This is a genomic window from Fusibacter fontis (assembly GCF_055378735.1).
The window spans coordinates 1,772,376-1,797,034 of record NZ_AP042445.1; the positions used below are offsets into that span (position 1 = coordinate 1,772,376).

General features: G+C 36.2%; 20 protein-coding genes and 1 tRNA gene. 3 read left to right on the top strand and 18 right to left on the bottom strand.

Translation table 11 applies throughout. The features are described 5' to 3' along the window. The first annotated feature begins 45 nt into the window (after positions 1 to 45). Positions 46 to 873: a cysteine peptidase family C39 domain-containing protein gene (locus tag ACZ41W_RS07955; RefSeq protein WP_464311462.1), complete on the top strand. Its 828-nt coding sequence runs from the start codon at positions 46 to 48 to the stop codon at positions 871 to 873. A gap of 17 nt (positions 874 to 890) precedes the next feature. On the opposite strand, the gene ACZ41W_RS07960 is transcribed toward ACZ41W_RS07955, so the two are convergent. Next, entirely contained in the window at positions 891 to 1,901 is a 1,011-nt protein-coding gene (locus tag ACZ41W_RS07960) for a putative ABC transporter permease (RefSeq protein ID WP_464311463.1), read from the bottom strand. A gap of 377 nt (positions 1,902 to 2,278) precedes the next feature. Between ACZ41W_RS07960 and ACZ41W_RS07965 the strand changes: the two genes are divergently transcribed. After that, entirely contained in the window at positions 2,279 to 3,118 is an 840-nt protein-coding gene (locus ACZ41W_RS07965) for a YitT family protein (RefSeq protein WP_464311464.1), read from the top strand. Between the two features lie 91 nt (positions 3,119 to 3,209). Here ACZ41W_RS07965 and ACZ41W_RS07970 read toward each other — a convergent pair whose 3' ends face one another. Then, entirely contained in the window at positions 3,210 to 4,946 is a 1,737-nt protein-coding gene (locus ACZ41W_RS07970; RefSeq protein WP_464311465.1) for a hypothetical protein, read from the bottom strand. Positions 4,947 to 5,025: 79 nt separating this feature from the next. Between ACZ41W_RS07970 and ACZ41W_RS07975 the strand changes: the two genes are divergently transcribed. Next, positions 5,026 to 5,101: transfer RNA gene (locus tag ACZ41W_RS07975), tRNA-Thr, on the top strand. Positions 5,102 to 5,324: 223 nt separating this feature from the next. Here the strand turns inward: ACZ41W_RS07975 and ACZ41W_RS07980 are convergent. The 16 genes from ACZ41W_RS07980 to glpK form a co-directional block, all read right to left on the bottom strand. Further along, positions 5,325 to 5,504: a hypothetical protein gene (locus ACZ41W_RS07980; RefSeq protein ID WP_464311466.1), complete on the bottom strand. Its 180-nt coding sequence runs from the start codon at positions 5,502 to 5,504 to the stop codon at positions 5,325 to 5,327. A gap of 29 nt (positions 5,505 to 5,533) precedes the next feature. Then, on the bottom strand, positions 5,534 to 6,511 hold the full coding sequence (locus ACZ41W_RS07985; RefSeq protein ID WP_464311467.1) for an ABC transporter ATP-binding protein: 978 nt from the start codon (positions 6,509 to 6,511) through the stop codon (positions 5,534 to 5,536). Between the two features lie 2 nt (positions 6,512 to 6,513). Continuing rightward, the gene (locus tag ACZ41W_RS07990; RefSeq protein WP_464311468.1) at positions 6,514 to 7,491 is read right to left on the bottom strand and encodes an ABC transporter ATP-binding protein; all 978 of its coding nucleotides are present in this window, start codon (positions 7,489 to 7,491) and stop codon (positions 6,514 to 6,516) included. A gap of 8 nt (positions 7,492 to 7,499) precedes the next feature. Beyond that, positions 7,500 to 8,420 carry an oligopeptide ABC transporter permease gene (opp4C, locus tag ACZ41W_RS07995; RefSeq protein ID WP_464311469.1) on the bottom strand — a complete coding sequence of 307 codons (921 nt, stop codon included), beginning with the start codon at positions 8,418 to 8,420 and terminating at the stop codon, positions 7,500 to 7,502. A 38-nt stretch (positions 8,421 to 8,458) separates the two neighbouring features. Then, positions 8,459 to 9,439, bottom strand: coding sequence for an ABC transporter permease (locus ACZ41W_RS08000; protein ID WP_464311470.1), 981 nt, complete (start codon positions 9,437 to 9,439; stop codon positions 8,459 to 8,461). An 89-nt stretch (positions 9,440 to 9,528) separates the two neighbouring features. Beyond that, positions 9,529 to 11,259: an ABC transporter substrate-binding protein gene (locus tag ACZ41W_RS08005; protein WP_464311471.1), complete on the bottom strand. Its 1,731-nt coding sequence runs from the start codon at positions 11,257 to 11,259 to the stop codon at positions 9,529 to 9,531. 1,062 nt (positions 11,260 to 12,321) lie between these two features. Beyond that, complete coding sequence (locus ACZ41W_RS08010) at positions 12,322 to 13,131, bottom strand: mechanosensitive ion channel family protein (RefSeq protein WP_464311472.1); 810 nt, start codon at positions 13,129 to 13,131, stop codon at positions 12,322 to 12,324. Positions 13,132 to 13,184: 53 nt separating this feature from the next. Further along, a complete protein-coding gene (locus ACZ41W_RS08015; RefSeq protein WP_464311473.1) occupies positions 13,185 to 14,015 on the bottom strand; it encodes a histidinol-phosphatase HisJ family protein in 831 nt (276 codons plus the stop codon). A 152-nt stretch (positions 14,016 to 14,167) separates the two neighbouring features. Next, positions 14,168 to 15,145 carry an ABC transporter ATP-binding protein gene (locus ACZ41W_RS08020; protein WP_464311467.1) on the bottom strand — a complete coding sequence of 326 codons (978 nt, stop codon included), beginning with the start codon at positions 15,143 to 15,145 and terminating at the stop codon, positions 14,168 to 14,170. 2 nt (positions 15,146 to 15,147) lie between these two features. Next, positions 15,148 to 16,125 (bottom strand): ABC transporter ATP-binding protein, encoded by a 978-nt coding sequence (locus ACZ41W_RS08025; RefSeq protein ID WP_464311474.1) that lies wholly within the window; start codon positions 16,123 to 16,125, stop codon positions 15,148 to 15,150. 8 nt (positions 16,126 to 16,133) lie between these two features. Then, positions 16,134 to 17,054 carry an oligopeptide ABC transporter permease gene (gene opp4C / locus ACZ41W_RS08030; protein WP_464311475.1) on the bottom strand — a complete coding sequence of 307 codons (921 nt, stop codon included), beginning with the start codon at positions 17,052 to 17,054 and terminating at the stop codon, positions 16,134 to 16,136. Between the two features lie 38 nt (positions 17,055 to 17,092). Continuing rightward, on the bottom strand, positions 17,093 to 18,073 hold the full coding sequence (locus ACZ41W_RS08035; protein WP_464311476.1) for an ABC transporter permease: 981 nt from the start codon (positions 18,071 to 18,073) through the stop codon (positions 17,093 to 17,095). A gap of 103 nt (positions 18,074 to 18,176) precedes the next feature. Further along, complete coding sequence (locus tag ACZ41W_RS08040; protein ID WP_464311477.1) at positions 18,177 to 19,910, bottom strand: ABC transporter substrate-binding protein; 1,734 nt, start codon at positions 19,908 to 19,910, stop codon at positions 18,177 to 18,179. A 665-nt stretch (positions 19,911 to 20,575) separates the two neighbouring features. After that, complete coding sequence (locus ACZ41W_RS08045; protein ID WP_464311478.1) at positions 20,576 to 20,761, bottom strand: DUF6199 family natural product biosynthesis protein; 186 nt, start codon at positions 20,759 to 20,761, stop codon at positions 20,576 to 20,578. 36 nt (positions 20,762 to 20,797) lie between these two features. Continuing rightward, a complete protein-coding gene (gene glmS, locus ACZ41W_RS08050; RefSeq protein ID WP_464311479.1) occupies positions 20,798 to 22,624 on the bottom strand; it encodes a glutamine--fructose-6-phosphate transaminase (isomerizing) in 1,827 nt (608 codons plus the stop codon). A 431-nt stretch (positions 22,625 to 23,055) separates the two neighbouring features. Continuing rightward, positions 23,056 to 24,576: a glycerol kinase GlpK gene (gene glpK, locus ACZ41W_RS08055; protein ID WP_464311480.1), complete on the bottom strand. Its 1,521-nt coding sequence runs from the start codon at positions 24,574 to 24,576 to the stop codon at positions 23,056 to 23,058. Positions 24,577 to 24,659: the final 83 nt, after the last annotated feature.

The window sequence follows — 24,659 nt, forward strand, 5'->3', positions numbered from 1 at the left end:
TAAAAGCATGATTGTCATTATTTCCTTTATTGATAGGAGTTCAATATGAATCCATTTTCATCTCAAGCACGTAAAAGTCAAAAAATCCTATGGCTCATCCTTATGGTATTGGCGCTCATCATCATTCAACCTGATCCCGTTCAATCCGTTCTGACATCCGCACCTTATGCAGAGAGATTTTCTCAATCGGAATCAAGTGCGCTGCTACCTTCACAGCTGAATCAAGAAGCCAATGCTGTACAAGAATCTATTATAAAAGCACAAGTCGAAAACTGGGGACTGGGAACAACTTTTATCAGTTACGTTGGCAATAACCGAGCTTACGAGTGGTATGTCGATCAAGGTCATACTGGTACCCATTCTGGAGACAATTGTGGGCCTTCCTGCATTGAAATGGTGGGAAAATGGGCTTATGAGAATTTTGATGTGACCGCTGAAATGGCGCGAAAAAAATACCATTCAACAGGTGGCTGGTGGACGACTGATGATATTCTCTCTGCACTTGAACGCTACCAAATAGAAGCGCATCAACTTGATTATCAAGATGTTTATACGATTACAAACGCAATTGATGCAGGAAATCTTGTCATTATATGTAACGATATGAGTTATATTCCCTATGAGTCAAATTCTGAATATCATGTAGGCGCATTTTATCAAAATGTCACAGGTCATTTTATTGTCGTCAAAGGATATGTTCGCGTAGATACGAAGCTCTATTACGAAGTCTATGATCCAAATAACTGGGATTTAACTTATACGGATCTAACTCCAAAGGGAAAGGATCGGTATTACGAGGCATCCGTTGTGGAAACCTCTTTGTTAAACTGGTTTCCACATGTCATTATAGTCAAACAACCTATCGAGCGATAGGTTGTCTTATTGATAACTTACTTCGAATCCATCGAATCCTTAGAGATTTTTTCCAACATATCCTGTTGGTTATTTTGTGTCATTTTTCGATTCATTAAGTGATTTCGAGTGACATAGAGTCTTTCAAATTGTTTTGTACGTGCTTGTGGATATTTTTTAAAGAACCTTGAACTAGATTTTAAATGCGTCAAGCTGTCAGAAAAACGCGTCAAGGCAGTTTCAGATTCTTGAACTTTAGACTTTAAAACATCCATCATATTATCTAAAAACTCCGATGGGGTCTTAAAACCTTCGATTCGTCTATAAGGCATTTTGCCTTTAAAAGTTGTTTTAGCATCGTTAAGTTTTGTTACAAAGTTTTGCTTTTGTTCATCTAAATTATGACTAATCGTTTCAGATAAGCCCTCGATATTCTCAGTGAGGGTATCCATTTTTTCCACAAAAGTAGCAATTAATTCTTCTGAAGCTTCTTGCATTTTCACTACTAACTTACGTAAACTAATGAGTTCAATCGCCGTTGTCACGGTATCAATAAAGATGACGATATATGAAATCACCAAAAAAGTTTCCATGTAAAGCGCTGGAATCAATTGATAGAGCGCCATTACGTGTGTATTGACAAATCGCCATAAAATAAATCCACCAACGCCCCAAAATATAGACACATCTAGAGCAATTCGCCCCTTAATGTTGAATTTTCTTTCAGAGTAGTCCCACCATCGGGTTTTAAACAAGTATTCCATGATAAACGATGTCATATATTCCCAGACAGATGCTATACTTGCAATATAAATCATGGAGAGTACAACATTGATTACGGCGTCATATACAAGCAGTGATTCGATTAGCGACATGGACAACATCATCGTCGTCGCAGCAAATCCATAGATCGGAATAACGGGGCCTCTTAAGAACCCTCTATTGACGAACTTCTTCTCTTTGATTGACACGTAAGGCGTCTCCCACAACCATCCGATAAACGCGTATACAAGGAAAAGCCATGCGATTTCTAACATCGTATAGGTCATAATTCACCTTCCATTATTTTATTTATAGTTTTATTGTGTTCTTATTGTGTTCTTATTGTGTTTTTATTGTATTTCTACAGTATTTCGATAAAATTTAGATCGTTATTTGAACTACACAAATTAGAAAATTGCATAATTCTAATTTATTAGAATCGAGTTCTAATTTATTAGAATCTCAATTTTTAAAATTGCGTAATTGAGCCATTTTAAATTGAATACTAGATGATTTTGGCACTTAAAAAGTAATGATGCAATTTCCATAAATATTAACGTTACTTAATTATAAGAAATTTTGATGATAAAATCAACTCTACCCACTATAATAGAAAGAGATGCTTCGTGAGCATACAAATCATTTATTCAAAGGAGGACGCTTTATGAACACACTAAAAAATTATATCTTTATTACCTTTGGGGCGTTACTCGTCGCAATTGGCATCTGCTTTTTCTTAATTCCTGCAAACCTTGCAACAGGTGGCATAACCGGTTTAGCCATGGTCATCAACGACATCATCCCGACATTTAGTATCGGGCAAATTTTATTAGTACTCAATATTATTCTATTTATCGTTGGATTTTTAACCATTGGACGTGATTTCGGTGCAAAAACCATCTATGCAAGCTTTTTACTTACCGGTATTATTTATGTCCTTGATACATTTTTCAAAATTCAAGCACCATTGGTAGATGACTTATTTGTGAATTTGATCGTCGGAATACTCATTCAAGGAATCGGGCTTGGAATTGTCTTCAATCAAGACGCTTCTACTGGCGGAACAGATATTATTGCGAAAGTCATCAATAAATATCACCACATTGAAATTGGAAAAGCCCTTTTGATGGCGGATTTCATCGTCGTATCACTTGCTGCTTATAGTTTTGGGATTGAACTTGCCATCTATGCGTTTTTAGGGATTCTAATGAATGGTTTCATTATCGATACGGCAATAGAAGGATTTAATCTGAAAGTGAATGTTTCTATCATTTCGAAAGAAAGTGACCACATACAAAAATATATCGTCGACACGCTAGAACGCGGTGCAACGATATACTCAGCAAAAGGTGCCTATACGATGAGTGAGAAAGAAATCATCACTTCTGTCATGGATAAAAAAGAGTTTATTCGATTAAAAGCGTATATTAAAACCATTGATCCAGATGCTTTCGTGATGATTTCAAATGTAAGAGAAGTGTTAGGTGAAGGCTTTTATAAATAGCCTTCACCTTTTTTATATTTAGTAGAATTTAAGATTTATTGATTTATTGATTAATTGATCTACTGATTTACTAATTTGAATATCATTCGCTTTACAGCATAAAGTTATTTTTCATTAATGCTGAAATAAAAAACGCCATAATACTCAACATGAAGAAATACATATCAAATCCAAAGAACATAAAAAATTGAGATACTCGATTTGTATAATAATAATGCTGTTTTTGCCATAGTTTAAAGATTAAGAGCGATAATAAACTTGTTCCAATAGAGGTAACCGCAAGTATCACTGTATTTCCAAATAACCAAGGATAAATATGAGCAAACATACGATAATCCGATTTAGGTGCAGCTATCATGATGAGTTTAGTAACTGAAAATACTGCAATCATCATATACATTACAATTGCATGTTTACGTTCTCTCGAAATTTTACTGAATCGATTGAAAAGATACAGGATCACGCCTGCAAGTGCGATATATTTGAAAAATGGCGAAAGACTGATCAACCATGAGATGACTCCAAAGAAAATCGTGTTCCCGATCGCAAGTGCCGCTGCCGATAAAAGGGATGACAAGCCCATTCTAAAATTCTCTTTTGCGTACTTAATCCACGCCTCACCTTGACCTGCCATCACAAGTGTTGATGTATCTGCATATCGATCACACCAAGTAATCTGATTCACACCATTTTCTCGCGTGTAGTACTCGTATCCAATTGGATACTTACGCGTCATGGTCAATCTGGTATTCTCAACTAAAACATCCCCATCTCGTGTGAAAAGAGAGACATTTGTGAAAATTCCCCCGTTCGTTTGAGGATATCTTGAAAGACCTTTACTCGCTTTATCAATCGTTTGTTGCGTTCCTAATATATAACTTATCTGATCATTTTCCACATGTGTAATAATTGGATTTAAACTCGTTTTCACGTGATAGAACAACTTGAGTGGTTTAGGCTCTAGCGTCTGTTCATTATATTGCCATACCCCCATTAAAGTGGGTGCACCCGCAGATAAGTGATTGTACTTACTCGACATGACTGTAATTAGACCGTTTTCAACATGAATGTCTTTGAAATAACCATAAAACTTTGTCGAAACTTCATCTTCTATGTCAATAACGGCATTTTCATTGTCATCACTATGAATGAGCACAACGCCTTTTTCATATGAATTAATGCCACAATATGCGACTTCGTTGTTGACTTCAAGAACAACATTGGTGAGATCTTCATAGTCATTATAGCTCATTAATACTTCTGTACCTTGATACAAATGCGTTTCTTCGTTATTTCCACTGAGAACATACGCGCCTTCGACATCAAAAAATTCAGCATTTTCCGTTAACAATTCATGTGATTTTTCATCAAATGTTTTAAGATCTAGCGCGAGGCGATATAGCACCTTACGGTCGCTATAATACACATAAAGTTGTCCCTCATATTCTGACACCTGTACTACCATAATATCGTTATAAGGAATTTTCAAATGATCCTGAGCAATTTCAGCTTGATGTGTTGAGTGGCCGAACCAATCAAAGCATTCTAGTTTTACAACTTGATTCGGTTGATCTAGATAGGCTAATGCATACCCTTGATCATTTGATAATGAAGTTTGACTCATTAATCGATAGTCATCTGGCAAATTTGTTTTAACTTCATACCCAATAGACCAATCATCTGATGGCTGTTGCATCTCTATATCTCTTTCGCTCCAAGCGAAAAGACCAACAAAGCATATCGTTGCAAGGATAAAATAAAATACCCAATAACGATAAAAAATGGGCTTCTTTTCTCGATGTTTTTTTGCAAACCTAAATTCTGACATATGAGCCTCCAAATCTTTATGTATTTTCAAACTAGTGCTTGTTTTTTGTGTTTATTTTGATTATAATTGTTAAGGATGTGCCGTCGTAGCTCAGTCGGTAGAGCAACACCATGGTAAGGTGTAGGTCGTCAGTTCGATTCTGATCGTCGGCTCCAGTAAAGAGAACGCTTTCAACAGTTTGTTGAAGGTGTTTTTTTTATTCAAAATAGAATTAACGTATTATTAACGTAATAGTTTTACATTTCCTCCCTATTCTTTCAAATCCGTTTTTGAAAAAATTGAGACAGTTATACTCACACAATAAAATGTTCAACTGCTTTTTTACGAATCATTATAATAAAAAACGGGTTATCACTATGTGATAACCCGTCATTTTCTTTAACCGAACATCAACCATGCTATTAAGCCAAAGAAAGCAAAAATTCCGAGAAGCACTGGCAACATAGTAATTGCTGCAGCAATAGTTAATGCTAAGAAATCATTTTTTTCAAAGATGACATCTCTCTTATCAGCATCTATTTCTTTCTTTTTAAAACCCTCTTTTAACTTACTAAACATAGTGTGTTCCTTTCTTATCTTGGTTATTCTTAAATTTCTCCAGCAAAGTGACACGCTACAAAGTGTCTTGTTCCCACTTCTTTTGTAGGTGGAATCATCTCTTTACAGATATCTTTTGCATATGGACATCTTGTATGGAATTTACATCCTGCTGGTGTGTTTACGTTACTTGGAATCTCGCCCATAATCGCTTCCATTTTCTTGAGTTTTGTTGGGTCTGCAATTGGAATTGCCGATAACAATGCTCTTGTATATGGATGTGTTGGGTGATCATATAAATCATTTTTATCTGCAATCTCTACAAGCGATCCTAAGTACATTACACCGATTCTATCGCTGATGTGTTTAACTACGCTTAAGTCATGCGAGATAAAGAGGTACGATAAGCCCATTTTCTCTTGTAAGTCCATCATGAGGTTGAGTACTTGTGATTGAATCGATACGTCAAGTGCCGATACTGGCTCATCACATACGACGAATTCTGGATTTAGTGCAAGTGCTCTTGCAATCCCGATTCTTTGTCTTTGTCCACCTGAGAACTGGTGTGGGTATCTGTTTAAATGATACGCCGAAAGTCCACACATTTCAACTACTTCTGTTACTCTATCGTTGAATTCTTGTCCTTTTTTTACCATTCCATGTGCCAACATTGCTTCTCCAACAATGGTACTTACGTTCATTCTTGGGTTTAATGAGCTGTATGGATCTTGGAAAATTAACTGCATTTGTTTTCTTAATTGTTTTAACTCTTGACCTTTAAAGCCCGAGATATCTTTACCATTAAAGATGATCTCACCTTCTGTTGGTTCATATAATCTTACAATTGTTCTACCAAGTGTCGATTTACCACAACCAGACTCTCCTACTAGACCAATCGTTTCGCCTCTTAATACGTCGAACGATACGCCATCTACTGCTTTTACATTCGCTACTGTTCTTTGTAAAAAACCGCCTTTAATAGGGAAATATTTTTTTATATCTCTGACTTCGAGTATTTTTTCTTTCATTACTATTTACCCTCCTTCTGGCAGTGCAAGAAACATGCTGAAGTATGATTTTCTCCTACTGTATATGTTCCAGGTTGCTCTGTTTTACATCTTTCCATAGAGAATTTACATCTTGGTTCAAAATAGCAACCTTGTGGCAATTCAAATGGGTTTGGTACAATCCCTTCAATACTGTTAAGACGTTTCTTGTCTTCTTCAAGATTTGGGATAGAATCCAAAAGTCCAATTGTATATGGATGTTTTGGATTTTTAAAGATTTCAACTGCTGATGCTGACTCTACGATTTTTCCTGCATACATAACGAGTACATGGTGTGCCATCTGTGCAACAACACCAAGGTCATGTGTGATCAGCATAATCGCTGTGTTTGTTTTCTTTTGAAGGTCATTCATCAAAGATAAAATCTGTGCTTGAATTGTTACGTCAAGTGCGGTTGTTGGCTCATCTGCAATTAAAATCTTTGGATTACATGCAAGCGCCATCGCAATCATCGCTCTTTGTCTCATACCACCCGATAATTGGTGTGGATAGTCATTAACTACTTTTTCTGCTCTTGGAATACCAACGAGTTTTAAAAGTTCAATCGCTTTATCATGTGTTTCATGTTTTTTCATGTTTTGGTGAAGTTTTAACGATTCGCCAATTTGCTCTCCAATTTTAAATACTGGGTTAAGCGATGTCATTGGCTCTTGGAAAATCATCGAAATCTCATTTCCTCTATATGTTCTGAGTTTTTTCTCATCAATTCCAACTAACTCTTCTCCGTTAAACTTGATCGATCCTCTTACGATTTTTCCAGGCTTTTCAATTAAGTTGAGGATACTCATCGCTGTGATACTTTTTCCACATCCCGATTCTCCTACAACACCTAATGTTTCGCCTTCTCTTAAGACGAACGAGTTGCCATCTACTGCTTTTACTACGCCTTTTTCTGTAAAAAAGTGCGTTGTTAAGTCTTCAACTACTAATATCTCTTTCATCTTTACACCTACCTTATCTCTTTCGGATCGAACGCATCTCTTAAACCTTCACCTAATAAGTTGATACTTACTACGGTTAACATGATCATAACCCCTGGTGGAATCCATAACCACTGCATTGATCTAAATACGTTTGTATTTCTCGCACGCTCTACCATGTTACCCCATGTTGGCGTCGGTGGTGTTACACCTAAACCTAAGAACGATAAACCTGCTTCTGTTAAGATTGCGCCTGCCATACCAAGTGTTGCACTTACGATGATATATGCAAGTGTGTTTGGTAATAAGTGTTTTACAATTTTCGATCTATCTGAGATACCTAAAATCTCTGTTGCTTGCATAAACTCTTGCTCTCTAAGTGATAAGATTTGTCCCCTTACCAAACGCGCAAGACCTGGCCAGCTTAAGATACCGATTAAGAGCATTACAAAGTACATCTTTTGCTCTGAACTTACTCGCCACATAAGTGCTGCTGAAAGCGAAATAATCGTTGGTGTAAATGGAATTGAGTAGATAATCTCTGCAATACGCATGAGAATGTTGTCTATTCTTCCGCCGTAGTAACCTGCGATACCACCTACTAATGCTCCGATGATAACGTCTACACCTGCTGCCATTAAACCTACTAATATCGAAATTCTTCCTCCAACAAACAGTCTAAGGAGAACATCTCGACCTTGTTCATCTGTTCCTAACCAGTGCTGTGCACTTGGTGGTAATTCTTTATCTTCTAGTTTAAATTCTGATATCTCATAAGGCGATACCATCGGTAAAAAGATTACCATTAATACGATGATCACGAACAAACTCGCTCCAATCACCGCTACTCTATTCTTTTTAAATCGGTCCCATGCAATTCGCCAAGGTCCAACTGCTTTCTTTTTCATAGCGACTTTTTCAGTTTTTACCGCTTTTTTATTATCAGCCATTTGTGCGCCTCCTTCTCTTCCTTCAATTTTTTTACTGATTATTTAACGCGTACACGTGGGTCTACTAACGCATAACTGATATCTGATAACAAGTTACCTGCTAACATCAAGATTGCGTAGAATGTATTTCCCGCCATAAGCATTGAGTAATCTCTGTCTAAGATTGAAGTGTAGAGAATTTGACCGATTCCCGGCCAGATAAATACAGTTTCAAGTAAGATTGATCCTCCGAACAATCCTGGAATATACATACCAAGTAATGTTACGATTGGTAAAAGTGCATTTCTAAATGCATGTTTGTATATAACCACTTTCTCTGATAAGCCTTTTGATCTTGCTGTTCTAATATAATCTTGATTTACTACCTCAATTACAGCATTTCTTACATATCTTGTTAAGCTTGCTAAACTTGATATCGTTACAACTGTAAGTGGTAATATCATATGTTTAAGTACATCTAGTACTTCTTGTCCAAAGCTGTCATATCCTTTTGCAAGGTAGATAGTTGTTCTCATACCGTTAAGTGGTAACCATTTTGATGGGATTGCCACGAAAAAGATCAGTACGAGTGCGAAGAAGAATGACGGCATCGATACGCCCATGAGCGAAAAGACCGTCCAAAAATTGTCAAATACTCCATACTTCTTCACCGCAGATTTGATCCCAACTGGGATTGCGATTAAGAATGCAAAGATCATTCCTAGTAAGTTCAAATAAAATGAGTTCCAGATAAATGTACCGATAACTTCTGTTACTGGTTTTCTAAATTTGTATGATGTTCCAAGGTCACCGCTTAGTGTTCTTCCTACCCATTTGAAATATCTCATGTACGCAGGTTCATCTAAGCCAAGTTTTTCTCTAATCTGTTGTTGTTGCTCTACTGTTGCATTTGATCCGATTCCCAAGTATGCATTTACTGGGTCCCCTGGCATTATCTCAAGCAATGCGAACAAAATGATCGTAATGATGAGCAATACTGGAATCAGATGTAGTAATCTCCTTAAAATATACTTTAACATCCCTTCACTCCTTAAGCACTTTAATAGTTATTTCTATTTTGAATAAAGGCGGTCAATGAAGACCGCCTATTTTCAGTTATTTTACCTAATTATTCAACAATTTTAGCATCTTTAAGCGCTTTTACCCAGTCATAGAGTGAGCTTGTTTTAAAGTCTACTAATTTTGGTGCATAAAGGTCAAAGTAAGTGTTTGCATATACAGGAATCATAACTGCATCTTCATTTAAGATTTTTGCAACTTGTTGATAAACTGGTTTAGCAGTTTCAATATCCATGATTGCTTTACCTTCGTCTAATAATTTATCAACTTCTGGGTTACTGTATCTGCTTGTGTTATCTTTACCACTTCCGATGTAATCTGTGTGGAATGAAGAGTAAAGAGTATGTGGATCTGGAGTTGTGATTGTTGTAGCTAAGAAGAATAAGCTCCATTGATCAACGTTTGCATCTGAGTTGTAGATTACATAGTCAAGAATTGTGTTGAACTCAAGGTAAGCTACTGTTAATTTAACATTTAAACCTTGACCCCAGTCTCTTTCCCACATTGGGATAAGAGTTGCTAAGATGTCGTGGTCTGGCATAGCTGCAACTTTAAGTTCAAATACTTTACCATCTTTTTCTCTAAATCCTGATGGACCAACTTTCCAACCAGCTTCGTCTAATAATGCTTTTGCTTTTTCAAGGTCGAAATCGTATTCGATCATTGAATCAAGAAGTGCATCGTCGATAGCCCAAGAAATTTGTGAGAATGGGTGGTATTGAACAACTGCTAATACTTGATCTGTATCTTTATCATAGTAGTAGCTGTTTACGAATTCTTTAACGTTAAATGCATAGTATAATGCTTGACGAACTTTTTTATCAGCAGTTGGGCCAGCTTGGCAGTTTAATTTAATGTAGCCGTAACCGCTTCTGTTGTATTGGTTGATCGAGAAACCGTTGTTTCTAGCTTCTGCAATTTTTTCTGGTTCGATTTGACCAGCTAATAAGTCAACGCCACCTGTTGTTAATTCCACGATTTCAGTTGTTTGGTCAACGAATTTAAGAATAACTTCTTTAATCATGTAACCTTCACCTGTGTAAAGTGGGTTTCTTTCAAGGTAAACAAGTTCTTTTTCTTTGAATTGTGATACTACGTATGGACCTGAACCCATAGCTTCAGTTGTGATTGCTTCTACAGAAGACGTATCGCCAACTTTGAAATCTTTACCGTAGTAGTGTTTTGGCATGATTGCTGATGTACAGTTTTCAAAGTTAACACGAAGTGCTTCTTTGAAGTTGAATTGTACTGTGTAATCATCAAGAGCTACAACGCCTTGGAAATCTGTAGTTGTTCCAGCATAGTACTCATCGTATCCTAACATATCTTTTACAACAGAACCATAACGGCCTGTGTAAGATGGGTCAGCAAGTACTTGGTATGTGAACACTACGTCGTGTGCTGTTAATGGCGTACCATCAGAGAACACTTGATCTTGTTTCATTTTAAATGTGATTGATTTTCCATCTTCTGAGTATTCCCAGCTTTCAGCTACAGCAGGCTCATATTCGCCATCAAAGTTTCTAGAAACTAATGAGTCGAACACCATGTTTACTACATATCCATCATAAGCTGATGAATAGTAATGAGGGTTAAAGTTACCTGATGCTTCTGTGATACCAACGATTAATGTACCACTTGGTTCTGCAGTTGCTTCTGATGTTGTTTCGCCAGAAGATTTAGTTGTGTCTTTTGCTTCGTCATCTTTAGCGCCACAGCCTACCATAAATGTAGATGCGATCATTACTAAACAAAGCAATAATACTAGCGACTTCTTCATTTGAAATTCCTCCTTATATTATAATGCTTAACTTGAAATGAGATGTCTCATTTCATGATGCTCTATATAAACCACCTTTGGTTTATAACAAATCAAATAATACAAATTTAAACTCACGGATTCAATTTACTACTATATATAAGTACCTCGTATAAAGTACTTATGGCTGTGATAATTCTTTTAACCTGTTGGTAACTTTTTTAAAAACGAATTTCACGAATAGTTTGACAATTTTCATTAAATAAATAAATGTTCAAATTCACTCGCTTTTCTCTTTTTTTCACGCCATATTGTTGTGCATCTGTTGCTTAATTTCTGACTCTTATCTGATCTAAAACATGTTTTTGTACATAATTTATTCACATTTAAGTCACGCTTTTGTCATTTAAAATGTTCATTACTATTTGATTGTGTTAACGAAAGTGCGATTTTATCAGATTTGGTCTTATTGAACTGATTTACTTCAATCTGATTTGTTTCAATTTTGTTCACAAGTTGCTTTAAGATATTTCTCATTCTACACCATTTCTTGTTAAAATAAAATTGAAGAAAAATTCACATTTTAATTATTAACACTTCGTTACATTTGATGATTATTTGAAAATAATATTCATTTGAACAAATTAAATATAGGTAATGAAAATTGATTCGAACCTCGAAGTATCTTTTGTGACATTACAGCCTTTAAATTACAATACATTTACACAAATTTTACCTTTAAGCACCTCATTTTCTATCATCACTCATACTTTGGTTATTTGAGCCATTTGCCATTTTACAATTCGTCGGCGTAACAAAAAATGTCCCACTCAAATATTCATAAAGAAATCTTAACATTTTGCACAGATGTTCTCATCTCATTAAATATTTACATTGAGATCTGACTAAATTGCAGAAGATACAATTTATGATAAAACTCAGTTAAAGCATTATTTGAAGCATTTGAACATAAAAAAACAGATCATTTACAGTTTTATAAAATGTACATCTCATTTAACAAGATTTACATTTACGCGTTAATGTGGTAACGACTGTAATGACATGATCTGCTTTTAGGTTAAATCATTCTGATTGTTTATTTAAAACTAATGGGTGTGTTGCAATTTCAATCTTATTTTCATTAAAAATCGTTTGAATTTGCTCAGTCATGTTAAAGTATACGTCCCAATAATCGTCGGACTTCACCCAAACTCTCACCTTGAAATTTAATGAAGATTCTCCATGATTCCACAGCCGTACAAAAGGCAATGGGTCTTGTAATATTTGTGAATTACTTTCAATAACACTATGAATGAGATTTTTAATCTGACTCACATCGTTTCTAAAGGAAACATTTACATCTAATTCTACGCGACGCGTTGGAAATATGCCATAATTAACAACTGAACTGTTCGCAATATTTGAGTTTGGAATGATTACTGCACGATTATCCGGCGTCTTAAGGTGGGTATAAAACAAGCCAATTTCAGTAACTGTTCCCCCTTGCCCTACTCCTTCAATGTAATCCCCTACGCGAAATGGCCGAAGACTGACAATCAGGACACCGCCAGCAAGATTGGATAAACTTCCTTGTAAAGCAAGACCTATTGCGAGTCCAGCTGCACCAATAATAGCTACAAACGTGGTCATCTCAACACCCGCGGAGTAGATTGCGGTTATAACAACCAACAGTTTTAAACCCATTCTTAAAAAAGATTTTAAAAACGATTGTAATGTTGGATCTATTTTAATCCAAGCCTTATTTTTTGTCATTCGCTTCTCAATCCATTTGGTGATTTTAAATCCAATGACCAAGATTGCCAATACCATAAGCAATCGACTCCCAAGCGATAAAGCCATTTGTTTCAATTCTTCTAAAATAGCTGAGTCCATTTTTACCTCCCTAGCTCTTTCATACAACTTAAAAGATCTTGTACCTGATACTTCTACAATTCAATTTTATGAAATTCCGGCTTCATTTGATGAAAGGTGCATAGATACTTAAAGCCTATTTCTCTAAGCATATACACGGTTTCATCATAATTAGCGCCTAAATAATTTAACGAATGGGCATCGCTTCCAAATGTAATAATCTCTCCATGAAGTTCTTTATAAATCTTTAGCAACTCTTTATGAGGATTTGTATGCCCGAGTCCATAACGAAAACCGCCAGCGTTGATTTCGATTCCTTTTCCATCTTCAATGACTTTTCTTAAAACACATGTCAATTCATCATAATACTGTCCTATTGTGACTTTTGATAAACTCGGTTGATATCGTAGATATAAATCTAGATGTCCCAGTACTGAATAAGCATCAAATCGAGAGATACTTTGATAGAGTTCTTCATAGTAAATACAGACAGATTCTTTTGGAGAATGCAAATCAAAATACTTCCTATTATATAGGTCTTTTCCTTCAACAGAATGAAGAGATGCTATTACAAAATCATACTGATTTTTCATGACTGTATTTGTATTCTTTTCACCAAGATGTGGCTGAATCCCCACTTCAAGCCCTTGATACAGATTAATTTTATCTTGATATTTAAACTTGAGTTGCTGAATCATTCTTTCGGATTCATCTCGATCAAAATCCCAATCAGACTGATAGGAAGCTAAATCTGCATCAAAATCGACGTGATCTGTAATTGCCAAATCCGTAATATTCAGTTCAATCGCTTTTTTAATCATTTCTTCCATTGTTACGTTCGAATCTGGCGAAAAATGACTATGCACATGAAAATCCATTTTAAAGGGCTTATTTCGTTGATTCATCATGTACCTCCTTTTCCTTTCATAAAAATAGGTTACCACAAATATGTTGTTCACACAATTGAGGTAACCTTTTTTATGAATTAATTCACTTATAAACTTACTACGACTTTATCAACCGCGTTAAAATTTCACTCTATCGGCATTTAATCGTCTTAAATTTCTCCAGCAAAGTGACAAGCTACAAAGTGTCTTGTTCCCACTTCTTTTGTAGGTGGAATCATCTCTTTACAGATATCTTTTGCATATGGACATCTTGTATGGAATTTACATCCTGCTGGTGTGTTTACGTTACTTGGAATCTCGCCCATAATCGCTTCCATTTTCTTGAGTTTTGTTGGGTCTGCAATTGGAATTGCCGATAACAATGCTCTTGTATATGGATGTGTTGGGTGATCATATAAATCATTTTTATCTGCAATCTCTACAAGCGATCCTAAGTACATTACACCAATTCTATCGCTGATGTGTTTTACTACGCTTAAGTCATGCGAGATAAAGAGGTACGATAAACCCATTTTCTCTTGTAAGTCCATCATGAGGTTGAGTACTTGTGATTGAATCGATACGTCAAGTGCCGATACTGGCTCATCACATACGACGAATTCTGGATTTAGTGCAAGTGCTCTTGCAATCCCGATTCTTTGTCTTTGTCCACCTGAGAACTGGTGTGGGTATCTGTTTAAATGATACGCCGAAAGTCCACACATTTCAACTACTTCTGTTACTCTATCGTTGAATTCTTGTCCTTTTTTTACCATTCCATGTGCCAACATCGCTTCTCCAACAATGGTACTTACGTTCATTCTTGGGTTTAATGAGCTGTATGGATCTTGGAAAATTAACTGCATTTGTTTTCTTAATTGTTTTAACTCTTGACCTTTAAAGCCCGAGATATCTTTACCATTAAAGATGATCTCGCCTTCTGTTGGTTCATATAATCTTACAATTGTTCTACCAAGTGTCGATTTACCACAACCAGACTCTCCTACTAGACCAATCGTTTCGCCTCTTAATACGTCGAATGATACGCCATCTACTGCTTTTACATTCGCTACTGTTCTTTGTAAAAAACCGCCTTTAATAGGGAAATATTTTTTTATATCTCTGACTTCGAGTATTTTTTCTTTCATTACTATTTACCCTCCTTCTGGCAGTGCAAGAAACATGCTGAAGTATGATTTTCTCCTACTGTATATGTTCCAGGTTGCTCTGTTTTACATCTTTCCATAGAGAATTTACATCTTGGTTCAAAATAGCAACCTTGTGGCAATTCAAATGGGTTTGGTACAATCCCTTCAATACTGTTAAGACGTTTCTTGTCTTCTTCAAGATTTGGGATAGAATCCAAAAGTCCAATTGTATATGGGTGTTTTGGATTTTTAAAGATTTCAACTGCTGATGCTGACTCTACGATTTTTCCTGCATACATAACGAGTACATGGTGTGCCATCTGTGCAACAACACCAAGGTCATGTGTGATCAGCATAATCGCTGTGTTTGTTTTCTTTTGAAGGTCATTCATCAAAGATAAAATCTGTGCTTGAATGGTTACGTCAAGTGCGGTTGTTGGCTCATCTGCAATTAAAATCTTTGGATTACATGCAAGCGCCATCGCGATCATCGCTCTTTGTCTCATACCACCTGATAATTGGTGTGGATAGTCATTAACTACTTTTTCTGCTCTTGGAATACCAACGAGTTTTAAAAGTTCAATCGCTTTATCATGTGCTTCATGCTTTTTCATGTTTTGGTGAAGTTTTAACGATTCGCCAATTTGCTCTCCAATTTTAAATACTGGGTTAAGCGATGTCATTGGCTCTTGGAAGATCATTGAAATTTCATTTCCTCTATATGTTCTGAGTTTTTTCTCATCGATTCCAACTAACTCTTCTCCGTTAAATTTGATCGATCCTCTTACGATTTTTCCAGGCTTTTCAATTAAGTTGAGGATACTCATCGCTGTGATACTTTTTCCACATCCTGATTCCCCTACAACACCTAATGTTTCGCCTTCTCTTAAGACGAACGAGTTGCCATCTACTGCTTTTACTACGCCTTTTTCTGTAAAAAAGTGCGTTGTTAAGTCTTCAACTACTAATATCTCTTTCATCTTTACACCTACCTTATCTCTTTCGGATCGAACGCATCTCTTAAACCTTCACCTAATAAGTTGATACTTACTACGGTTAACATGATCATAACCCCTGGTGGAATCCATAACCACTGCATCGTTCTAAATACGTTTGTATTTCTCGCACGTTCTACCATGTTACCCCATGTTGGCGTCGGTGGTGTTACACCTAAACCTAAGAATGATAAACCTGCTTCTGTTAAGATTGCTCCTGCCATACCAAGTGTTGCACTTACGATGATATATGCAAGTGTGTTTGGTAATAAGTGTTTTACAATTTTCGATCTATCTGAGATACCTAAAATCTCTGTTGCTTGCATAAACTCTTGCTCTCTAAGTGATAAGATTTGTCCCCTTACCAAACGCGCAAGACCTGGCCAGCTTAAGATACCGATCAAGAGCATTACGAAGTACATCTTTTGCTCTGAACTTACTCGCCACATAAGTGCTGCTGAAAGCGAAATAATCGTTGGTGTAAATGGAATTGAGTAGATAATCTCTGCAATACGCATGAGAATGTTGTCTATTCTTCCGCCGTAGTAACCTGCGATACCACCTACTAATGCTCCGATGATAACGTCTACACCTGCTGCCATTAAACCTACTAATATCGAAATTCTTCCTCCAACAAACAGTCTAAGGAGAACATCTCGACCTTGTTCATCTGTTCCTAACCAGTGCTGTGCACTTGGTGGTAATTCTTTATCTTCTAGTCTAAATTCTGATATCTTATAAGGCGATACCATCGGTAAAAAGATTACCATTAATACGATGATCACGAACAAACTCGCTCCAATCACCGCTACTCTATTCTTTTTAAATCGTTCCCATGCAATTCGCCAAGGTCCAACTGCTTTCTTTTTCATAGCGACTTTTTCAGTTTTTACCGCTTTTTTATTATCAGCCATTTGTGCGCCTCCTTCTCTTCCTTCAATTTTTTTACTAATTATTTAACGCGTACACGTGGGTCTACTAACGCATAACTGATATCTGATAACAAGTTACCTGCTAACATCAAGATTGCGTAGAATGTATTTCCCGCCATAAGCATTGAGTAATCTCTGTCTAAGATTGAAGTGTAGAGAATTTGACCGATTCCCGGCCAGATAAATACAGTTTCAAGTAAGATTGATCCTCCGAACAATCCTGGAATATACATACCAAGTAATGTTACGATTGGTAAAAGTGCATTTCTAAATGCATGTTTGTATATAACCACTTTCTCTGATAAGCCTTTTGATCTTGCTGTTCTAATATAATCTTGATTTACTACCTCAATTACAGCATTTCTTACATATCTTGTTAAGCTTGCTAAACTTGATATCGTTACAACTGTAAGTGGTAATATCATATGTTTAAGTACATCTAGTACTTCTTGTCCAAAGCTGTCATATCCTTTTGCAAGGTAGATAGTTGTTCTCATACCGTTAAGTGGTAACCACTTTGATGGGATTGCCACGAAAAAGATCAGTACGAGTGCGAAGAAGAATGACGGCATCGATACGCCCATGAGCGAGAAGACCGTCCAAAAATTGTCAAAGATTCCATACTTCTTCACCGCAGATTTGATCCCAACTGGGATTGCGATTAAGAATGCAAAGATCATTCCTAGTAAGTTCAAATAAAATGAGTTCCAGATAAATGTACCGATAACTTCTGTTACTGGTTTTCTAAATTTGTATGATGTTCCAAGGTCACCGCTTAGTGTTCTTCCTACCCATTTGAAATATCTCATGTACGCAGGTTCATCTAAGCCAAGTTTTTCTCTAATCTGTTGTTGTTGCTCTACTGTTGCATTTGATCCGATTCCCAAGTATGCATTTACTGGGTCCCCTGGCATTATCTCAAGCAATGCGAACAAAATGATCGTAATGATGAGTAATACTGGAATCAAGTGTAGTAATCTCCTTAAAATATACTTTAACATCCCCGTACTCCTTCTCAATCTAACTTTAAAATATCAAATTAAAGGCAGCCTATAATAGACTGCCTTAGATTTTAATAAAGAATTTAACGAATTACTTTAAAGACTATTCAACAATTTTAGCATCTTTAAGAGCTTTTACCCAGTTGTAAAGTGAGCTTGTTTTAAAGTCTACTAATTTTGGTGCATAAAGGTCAAAGTAAGTGTTTGCATATACAGGAATCATAACTGCATCTTCATTTAAGATTTTTGCAACTTGTTGATAAATTGGTTTAGCATCTTCGATTTCCATAACCGCTTTAGCATCATCTAATAATTTATCAACTTCTGGGTTACTGTATCTGCTTGTGTTATCAAGTCCGCTTCCGATGTAATCAGAGTGGAATTCAGAGTAAAGGCTGTGTGGATCTGGAGTTGTGATTGTTGTAGCTAAGAAGAATAAGCTCCATTGATCAACGTTTGCATCTGAGTTGTAGATTACATAGTCAAGAATTGTGTTGAACTCAAGGTAAGCTACTGTTAACTTAACATTTAAACCTTGACCCCAGTCTCTTTCCCACATTGGGATAAGAGTTGCTAAGATGTCGTGGTCTGGCATAGCTGCAACTTTAAGTTCAAATACTTGACCATCTTTTTCTCTAAATCCTGATGGACCAACTTTCCAACCAGCTTCGTCTAATAATGCTTTTGCTTTTTCAAGGTCAAAATCGTATTCGATCATTGAATCAAGAAGTGCATCATCGATAGCCCAAGAAATTTGTGAGAATGGGTGATATTGAACAACTGCTAATACTTGATCTGTATCTTTATCATAGTAGTAGCTGTTTACGAATTCTTTAACGTTAAATGAGTAGTAAAGTGCTTGACGAACTTTTTTATCAGCAGTTGGGCCTGATTGGCAGTTTAATTTAACATAACCGTAACCGCTTCTGTTGTATTGGTTGATTGAGAAACCGTTGTTTCTAGCTTCTGCGATTTTTTCTGGTTCGATTTGACCAGCTAATAAGTCAACGCCACCACTTGTTAATTCCACGATTTCAGTTGTTTGGTCAACGAATTTAAGAATGATTTCTTTAATCATGTAACCTTCACCTGTGAAAAGTGGGTTTCTTTCAAGGTAAACAAGTTCTTTTTCTTTGAATTGTGATACTACGTATGGACCAGAACCCATAACTTCAGTTGTGATTGCTTCTACAGAAGACGTATCGCCAACTTTGAAATCTTTACCGTAGTAGTGTTTTGGCATGATTGCTGATGTACAGTTAGCAAAGTTAACACGAAGTGCTTCTTTGAAGTTAAATTGTACTGTGTAATCATCAAGAGCTACAACGCCTTGGAAATCTGTAGTTGTTCCACCATAGTACTCATCGTATCCTAACATATCTTTTACAGTTGAACCATAACGGCCTGTGTAAGATGGGTCAGCAAGTACTTGGTATGTGAACACTACGTCATGTGCTGTCATTGGTGTACCATCAGAGAACACTTGATCTTGTTTCATTTTAAATGTGATTGATTTTCCATCTTCTGAGTATTCCCAGCTCTCAGCAACCGATGGTTCATATTCGCCATCAAAGTTTCTTGTAACTAATGAATCGAATACCATATCAACTACGTATCCATCATAAGCTGATGAATAGTAATGAGGGTTAAAGTTACCTGATGCTTCTGTGATACCAACGATTAATGTACCACTTGGTTCTGCTTTAGCTTCAGTAGTTGCTTCACCAGCAGCAGCTGTTGTTGTTTCTGTCCCTTTATCTTCTTTTGGGCTACAGCCTACCATGAAAGCAGATGCTACCATCACCAAGCAAAGTAATAATACTAGCGATTTCTTCATTCTAAATAATCCTCCTTCTTAATTTTAATTGGCCATAAACCAAAGCCAATCTATATAAACCTTTCGGTTTATAACTATTTTTACATATTACATCAATTTTGTTACCAAATCAATAACAAATATTTATTTTTGTTTATAGACTTGTAACACAGATGTAACATCCATAATTAATATATAACAAAACAGACCAAAATGGAATAGAAAAATTTATATGGTTTAACATTTAAAATTTGTTACATCCTTGTAATATTTGTGCGAATGATCGATCCCACACCCACTTATTGATTGAACAAACAAAACGAATTTCAACTATTTATCAGCAGTTAAGGCAAATAGAACGGTTTGTTGTGAGAATATTTCGGCAACTCGCGTGTCGAAATTTGTCCCACTTATGTACAATAAAAATTTATCGGTCACTATATTAAGAATAAAATTTCAACCCGACGATTTATTACGAATTCTTAATATTATTGACGTGATATTTCTGTACTCGAAATAGTTGAAATCAGTCATATTTATGTTTTTTCTATGATTACAATCTCTCATAGGAGCAAAAAAAAAGTTCAAAATAAACCCATTGGTTTATTTTGAACTCAAGTTACTCATTTTAAATTGAATAATACATGATTATCGTACTATAGTACGGTAATTAAGCTATTTCCGAATTAATTCGGCATGAAAATCCAAACAATTAGAATCGCGATGATAGAAGTAACTCGTGTCATCATGTACGTTTTTTCATTGATTTTCCCTCTATTAAACTTCCAAAACTCAAAAATTTTAATGGATAGCTTAGGATTGATCACACCAATTAACAAAATCAAAGTAAAAATTATCTTTGCAACAATCATATTGAGCCCTTCACTTTCTGCTTTATTATCTCTATTTTACTCGACTGTAACTGATTTTGCAAGATTACGAGGTTTGTCAACATCATTTCCACGAATTGCTGATACATAATACGCTAAAAGTTGAGTCGGAATCACAGCTAAAATTGGCGTCAACTCATCTAAGGTACTTGGAATATAGAAAACTTCATCTGCAGTCTTTTCAATTTGATCATTACCTTCTTTTGCGATGGCAAATACATGTGCGCCACGTGCTTTAACTTCTTTAATATTAGAAAGCATTTTATCATAAAGTCGATCTTGCGAAGCAAGAGCAACAATAAAAGTATCATGTTCAATTAAAGCAATTGTCCCGTGTTTCAATTCGCCTGCTGCAATGGCAAAACTATTGATGTAAGAAATTTCTTTTAATTTTAGTGACGCTTCATAAGCGAGGTCGCTATCAATGCCACGTCCCATGAAAAATACTTTTTCATTGTTAAAATGTCTTGCAGCTAATTTTTGAATTTCAGGACTACGGTCTAGAACTTGCGCAATCTTATCTGGCATACGTTTTAACTCATCTAAAATCAATCGGTAGCGAGCCGTTTCAAGTCTTCCGTTAAGTCGTCCCATATAGAGCGCTAAAAGATAAAATGCCACGAGTTGCGTTGTAAATGCTTTTGTAGAAGCAACACCAATTTCAGGACCTGCCCATGTATACAACAAATCATCGGATTCTCTCGCTACAGAACTCCCAACGACATTGACAATACTTAGCACTCTTGCACCTTTTCTCTTTGCTTCTCTTAAAGACTGTAATGTATCTAGTGTTTCACCTGATTGAGAAACTGCTATAAAAAGTGTTTTATCATCTATAAATGGATCTCTGTATCTAAATTCTGAAGCGATATCACATTCAACTGGAATCTGCGCAAATGACTCAATTGCACGACGACCTATTAATCCTGCGTGGTAAGCAGTTCCACATGCAACAATATACACTTTATTGATATTTTTAAGAATTTCTGGTGTTAAGTTAACGCCTTCAAGTACAATTTCGTCTTGTGCGTTTAATCGTCGCAACAAAGTATCTTTAACGCCTTTTGGTTGCTCAAATATTTCTTTTAAAGTAAAGTGTTCAAACCCTTCTTTTTCAGCTGAATCTACATCCCAAGTCACTTCAAAAATTTCACGCGATACTGGTTGTTTGAGGCTATTATAAATTTTAACTGAATCCTTCGTTAAATCCACAAACTCATCATTTTCAATCAGCAGCATATTTCGAGTATATTTTAATAAAGCTGGAATATCAGATGCAATAAAGTTTTCATTTTGTCCTAAACCAACAATCAGTGGACTATCTTTTCTCACTGCAACCAATCGATCTGGTTCATATTTTGAGATTGCTCCAATGGCGTACGCCCCTTCCATTCTATCAACTGCTTTATAAACGGCATCTAACAAATCACCTTCATAATAATAGTCAATTAAATGTGCAATCACTTCTGAATCTGTTTCTGACTTAAATTCAATATGCTTGTCATTCATGAGCCATTCTTTGATTTCCATGTAATTTTCGATAATTCCATTATGGATAACAGCAATGGTTTGCTTTGTATTCGCATGTGGGTGTGCATTGGCATCCGATGGCGCACCATGTGTTGCCCATCTTGTATGACCAATTCCCACTAAAGAATTCATTTCTGTATCAATAATACTTTCAAGATTTTTTAGACGTCCTTTAGTTTTGTAAATTTGAATATCTTCATTCACATTTACTGCAATCCCTGCAGAGTCATACCCTCTGTACTCAAGCTTTGATAAACCTTCAATTAAATATGGGACTGCTTTGTTTGTACCAATATAACCTACGATTCCACACATATTTTTATCTCCTCATTCGATTAAGTCATTGAATTCGCAATATAATCAAATACTTTTTTCTATCAAAAAAATAAAAAAACACCCCTATGGAGGTGTTTTTGAACACACTTATAGACTAAAATCAACCTGTCAGCTTTGTTGCCGAAATCACTTTCGGATTTTGTCTGACATTTTCGGTGTTGATAACACCGTGAGGCACCCGCCGAATTTTCGATAAACCTCACCCTCGTCAACTGCAATGCAGTTCTGGCGCTTGTATTCAGTTAATTTGATAGAGTACATTTTGCGTTTCAATGCAGGTCAATTATACCATACTCCTTCCAATTTTAAAATGTTTATTTTGTCGTAAAACGAGTCAGACAGATTAAAAAAATGTTGCTACAATTCAAACATTCCGTAGCAACATTTTTCTATTTATAACGCTCTTTCGTTTAAATATCCTGTTCCCAATTTCTGGTTCTTTCCACCGCGCGTTTCCATCCACTATACAATCTTTCTCTTTCATCACTTTCAATTGTTGAAGAAAAGATCTTTTTAATCGCAAACTGATCCCGCAGACTTTCTGTATCTTTCCAAAAACCAACTGCTAATCCAGCTAAATAGGCTGCTCCAAGGGCAGTCGTTTCTGGAATTTGCGGACGAATGACATCACTTCCTAGTATATCTGACTGAAATTGCATTAAGAAATTATTGACTGTAGCGCCTCCGTCTACTTTCAATCGTCTCAGCTTTAAACCTGAATCTTCTTCCATTGCCTCTAAAACATCTCGAGTTTGATAAGCAAGTGCCTCTAACGTTGCGCGTATGATGTGATTTTTATTGGATCCTCGCGTCAAACCAATAATTGCACCTCGCGCATACATATCCCAATACGGCGCTCCAAGACCTGCAAATGCCGGTACAAAATAAACTCCATTGGTATCTTTAACTTTTGTTGCAAAATACTCTGTATCTTCTGCACTGGTAATTAAGTGCATTTCATCTCTAAGCCACTGAATTGCAGCACCTGCGATAAAAATAGACCCTTCAAGTGCATAATATACTTTGCCATCAATGCCCCAAGCAATCGTCGTCAATAAACCATTTTTTGAAGGAACTCTTTTTTCGCCTGTATTCATTAATAAAAAGCATCCTGTACCATATGTGTTCTTAGCTGAACCCGGAAAAAAACATACTTGTCCAAACAATGCCGCTTGTTGGTCACCAGCAGCACTTGCTATTGGAATTCTTGCGCCTCCAAATGTCTGCACATCTGTATACCCAAAAATATGAGACGATGGTTTCACTTCTGGGAGCATTTCTTTTGGAATATCTAGCCAATTTAGAATCTGCTCATCCCACTCTAACGTGTCAATATTGTACATCATGGTTCTCGATGCATTGCTATAATCTGTGGCATGCACTTCTCCGCGAGTTAGATTCCACATCAACCATGTATCCACATTTCCAAATAACAAATGTCCCGCTTTTGCGTCTTCTCTCGCACCAGGTACATGGTCTAATATCCATTTAAGCTTTGTTGCAGAAAAATAAGCATCTACTACCAATCCTGTAGCATTTCGGATATAGGTCTCATGACCGGCTGCAATTAAATCATCACAAATTGATGACGTCCGTCTACATTGCCAAACAATTGCATGATAGATCGGTTTCCCAGTTCGTTTATCCCATACAATCGTTGTTTCCCTTTGATTCGTAATGCCAATAGCAGCAATTTCAAAAGGCTTGATCCCAGCTGTTTCTAGAACTTCCCTCGCTACACCTGACTGAGTTCCCCAAATTTCCATAGGATCGTGCTCAACCCAGCCAGCTTTTGGATAAATCTGCGAAAACTCTTTTTGTGCCATTTTAATGATGTGACCATCATGATCAAAGATAATTGCCCTTGAACTCGTTGTACCTTGATCTAACGCAAGTATGTACTTTTTTTCTTTATCACTATTAATTTCCATGAAATCCCCCTAGTTATAGAATAATCTCATCCATTTTTCTTGATTTTTATTAGTATCCGTTATCATATTATCACAACTACTCT

Coding starts and splice junctions, on each gene's coding strand:
- ACZ41W_RS07960 (WP_464311463.1), bottom strand. CDS start 1,901: ATGACCTATACGATGTTAGAAATCGCATGGCTTTTCCTTGTATACGCG.
- ACZ41W_RS07980 (WP_464311466.1), bottom strand. CDS start 5,504: ATGTTTAGTAAGTTAAAAGAGGGTTTTAAAAAGAAAGAAATAGATGCT.
- ACZ41W_RS07990 (WP_464311468.1), bottom strand. CDS start 7,491: ATGAAAGAGATATTAGTAGTTGAAGACTTAACAACGCACTTTTTTACA.
- ACZ41W_RS08035 (WP_464311476.1), bottom strand. CDS start 18,073: ATGTTAAAGTATATTTTAAGGAGATTACTACACTTGATTCCAGTATTA.
- ACZ41W_RS08015 (WP_464311473.1), bottom strand. CDS start 14,015: ATGAATCAACGAAATAAGCCCTTTAAAATGGATTTTCATGTGCATAGT.
- opp4C (WP_464311475.1), bottom strand. CDS start 17,054: ATGGCTGATAATAAAAAAGCGGTAAAAACTGAAAAAGTCGCTATGAAA.
- ACZ41W_RS08005 (WP_464311471.1), bottom strand. CDS start 11,259: ATGAAGAAGTCGCTAGTATTATTGCTTTGTTTAGTAATGATCGCATCT.
- ACZ41W_RS08040 (WP_464311477.1), bottom strand. CDS start 19,910: ATGAAGAAATCGCTAGTATTATTACTTTGCTTGGTGATGGTAGCATCT.
- glpK (WP_464311480.1), bottom strand. CDS start 24,576: ATGGAAATTAATAGTGATAAAGAAAAAAAGTACATACTTGCGTTAGAT.
- glmS (WP_464311479.1), bottom strand. CDS start 22,624: ATGTGTGGAATCGTAGGTTATATTGGTACAAACAAAGCAGTCCCATAT.
- ACZ41W_RS07970 (WP_464311465.1), bottom strand. CDS start 4,946: ATGTCAGAATTTAGGTTTGCAAAAAAACATCGAGAAAAGAAGCCCATT.
- ACZ41W_RS07985 (WP_464311467.1), bottom strand. CDS start 6,511: ATGAAAGAAAAAATACTCGAAGTCAGAGATATAAAAAAATATTTCCCT.
- ACZ41W_RS08000 (WP_464311470.1), bottom strand. CDS start 9,439: ATGTTAAAGTATATTTTAAGGAGATTACTACATCTGATTCCAGTATTG.
- ACZ41W_RS08020 (WP_464311467.1), bottom strand. CDS start 15,145: ATGAAAGAAAAAATACTCGAAGTCAGAGATATAAAAAAATATTTCCCT.
- ACZ41W_RS08045 (WP_464311478.1), bottom strand. CDS start 20,761: ATGATTGTTGCAAAGATAATTTTTACTTTGATTTTGTTAATTGGTGTG.
- opp4C (WP_464311469.1), bottom strand. CDS start 8,420: ATGGCTGATAATAAAAAAGCGGTAAAAACTGAAAAAGTCGCTATGAAA.
- ACZ41W_RS07965 (WP_464311464.1), top strand. CDS start 2,279: ATGAACACACTAAAAAATTATATCTTTATTACCTTTGGGGCGTTACTC.
- ACZ41W_RS08025 (WP_464311474.1), bottom strand. CDS start 16,125: ATGAAAGAGATATTAGTAGTTGAAGACTTAACAACGCACTTTTTTACA.
- ACZ41W_RS07955 (WP_464311462.1), top strand. CDS start 46: ATGAATCCATTTTCATCTCAAGCACGTAAAAGTCAAAAAATCCTATGG.
- ACZ41W_RS08010 (WP_464311472.1), bottom strand. CDS start 13,131: ATGGACTCAGCTATTTTAGAAGAATTGAAACAAATGGCTTTATCGCTT.